At 44.8% G+C, this 2,096-nt stretch carries 3 protein-coding genes and 1 pseudogene; 3 read left to right on the top strand and 1 reads right to left on the bottom strand.

The window, feature by feature from the left end; genetic code table 11:
- From ACE1CM_RS22180 to ACE1CM_RS22190, 3 genes and pseudogenes are all read left to right on the top strand, one after another.
- Positions 1–241, top strand: a pseudogene (locus ACE1CM_RS22180) (hypothetical protein); the annotation flags it as partial.
- Positions 242–497: 256 nt separating this feature from the next.
- A complete protein-coding gene (locus ACE1CM_RS22185; RefSeq protein WP_374880437.1) occupies positions 498–968 on the top strand; it encodes a helix-turn-helix domain-containing protein in 471 nt (156 codons plus the stop codon).
- A 3-nt stretch (positions 969–971) separates the two neighbouring features.
- Complete coding sequence (locus tag ACE1CM_RS22190) at positions 972–1,541, top strand: PIN domain-containing protein (RefSeq protein WP_374880438.1); 570 nt, start codon at positions 972–974, stop codon at positions 1,539–1,541.
- A gap of 52 nt (positions 1,542–1,593) precedes the next feature.
- On the opposite strand, the gene ACE1CM_RS22195 is transcribed toward ACE1CM_RS22190, so the two are convergent.
- On the bottom strand, positions 1,594–1,779 hold the full coding sequence (locus tag ACE1CM_RS22195; RefSeq protein ID WP_374880440.1) for a hypothetical protein: 186 nt from the start codon (positions 1,777–1,779) through the stop codon (positions 1,594–1,596).
- Between the last annotated feature and the right edge of the window lie 317 nt (positions 1,780–2,096).

Genomic DNA, 2,096 nt, shown 5'->3' on the forward strand with positions numbered 1-2,096 from the left:
TGATGTCAAATCAGGAAATTTCCCCTTTGTGCCACTAGAAGCTGGGGACAGTTTGCTAGCTGGGACAGATGATTGGGAACTGGTGCGGGTTCTAGTAATTGGTTCTCACAGAGGAGTCAATTCTACAATTCGCACGCTTTACGTGGTTCGGTTTGCTCAAATTGACGAGTGGAGTCCCTTGTTACCGGCACCCGGTTCTGGTCAAGTGATGAGCATATTGACTCGAAGAATCAAGTTCTAGTGAATCCCTAAGCGGATTGGGGGCGATCGCGTGCCGATTTTGGATGCGATCGCCTCAACATAGATATGGGGAAACATGAGGGATCGAATCGCACAGTTGTGTTTGGGGATAGCGATATGCCTCCCAACGCTTCGCGCTGACGGGCACGCACTCGCGAAAGCGAACGCATCTGTGTCCCACTTTCCCCGATCTGGTATTGCTAAGATGGTTGTTATCGCCACTAAAATCCAGTAGCAAATTCAAGAGACAAAAATCTATGAAACTCTCTGCATACCCAACTTCAGATCCCGTTCTTCCTACAGCAGAAGATGCTACTCTTGCACAAGCGATCGGCCAAATATTAGCATCTTATCTGCCAAACAAAGTGGCGCGTTATGCTATCAAAATTATGCAAGATAACGCTACAGGTGAAACAGTTGAAATACCAGAAGAAGCATTGCGTTTGCTGGTGGAGATTTTGGCACAGATGGGTCAAGGCAATGCTGTGAAGTTGCAAACTATTAGAAAAGAACTTGAACTGTATGAAGCAGCTCAGATTTTGGGTGTTTCCAATGGGTATTTAATCGGTTTATTAAAGTCTGGAGAAATCCCTTATCGGATGCAGGGAACAGCTTATCGGATACAGTATCAAGATGTGATTGATTATAAACAGCGGATTTGGGTTGAACAGATGAAGGGAATGGAAGAGTTGGTTGCTGAAACAGAAGCGCTGGGGCTATACGATTGAAGCATGGTAAATTTCACAGCGGTTTACGATGCAAATATCTTATATTCAGCATCACTTCGCGATCTTTTCGTAGAACTTGCACTGACCAATTTATTTGCAGCGCGTTGGACGGAAGAGATTCACTCGGAGTGGATGCGAAATGTGCTTAAAAACCGTCCTGAACTCACATTAGAACGGCTGACACGAACTAAAAATTTAATGAATGCAAACGTTCAAAATTGCCTGGTAACAGATGATGAAGCATTCATTCCAACGTTAGAGCTACCAGACGCCAACGATCGCCACGTCCTTGCAGCAGCTATTCGATGTCATGCCGATTACATAGTAACTTTCAATCTGAGTGATTTTCCCGCACAAGCCTTGGAACGCTACGGCATTTTAGCTCAGCATCCGGATGAATTTATTTTATACCTGATTACTCTTGGTACTGAAGCAGTTTGTGCCGCAGCAGAAAGACAACGCAGCAGACTAAGAAATCCACCTAAAACGCCGGATGAGTATCTGGAAACGCTGATAAATCAAGGAATTCCCCAATCGGCGGCTAGACTGGGCGAGTTGTGTTATGGGGGGTAGGGTGCGTAAGCTTACGCCTCGCGTAAGCTTACGCAATTCCCCCTGCATTGTTCTACTTTCCTTCGTTGCTGTCCTTGCTAGCTGAGGAAGATTTTTGTCTGCGCTCAATCAACGCCTTTTTGATAATGACATGGATTAACTGAGGGACAGACCTGAATTCATCATCAGCCCATTCCTGTAGTTCCTTATAGTCGCTAGGGTCAAAACTAACAGTTGTTCTAGATCTATTTGTAGGCATTTTGCATAAATCGTCTACCTATTATCTATTATGCGTTGCTGGGCTACTGGCATCGACAAATATGCCAAGTGATGTACCTATTTACCAATCTATGTAACTATTGACCAATTTATGTAACTTCTGCTATGCTGGCATGATTAACCAAAAAAGCGCCGCGCCAAAGGTGTACGAGACCTAAAGCGCGACTTTACCACCTATAGATGTACCTACAGGAGGCACATAAACCATGTTACAGACTGATGTCAAATCAGGAAATTTCCCCTTTGTGCCACTAGAAGCTGGGGACAGTTTGCTAGCTGGGACAGATGATTGGGAAC

Source organism: Microseira sp. BLCC-F43 (assembly GCF_041929235.1).
GTDB lineage: Bacteria > Cyanobacteriota > Cyanobacteriia > Cyanobacteriales > Aerosakkonemataceae > Microseira.

What these genes read in the sequence shown, in the direction of transcription:
- ACE1CM_RS22195 (WP_374880440.1), bottom strand. Translation starts at nt 1,779, where the DNA reads ATGCCTACAAATAGATCTAGAACAACTGTTAGTTTTGACCCTAGCGAC.
- ACE1CM_RS22185 (WP_374880437.1), top strand. Translation starts at nt 498, where the DNA reads ATGAAACTCTCTGCATACCCAACTTCAGATCCCGTTCTTCCTACAGCA.
- ACE1CM_RS22190 (WP_374880438.1), top strand. Translation starts at nt 972, where the DNA reads ATGGTAAATTTCACAGCGGTTTACGATGCAAATATCTTATATTCAGCA.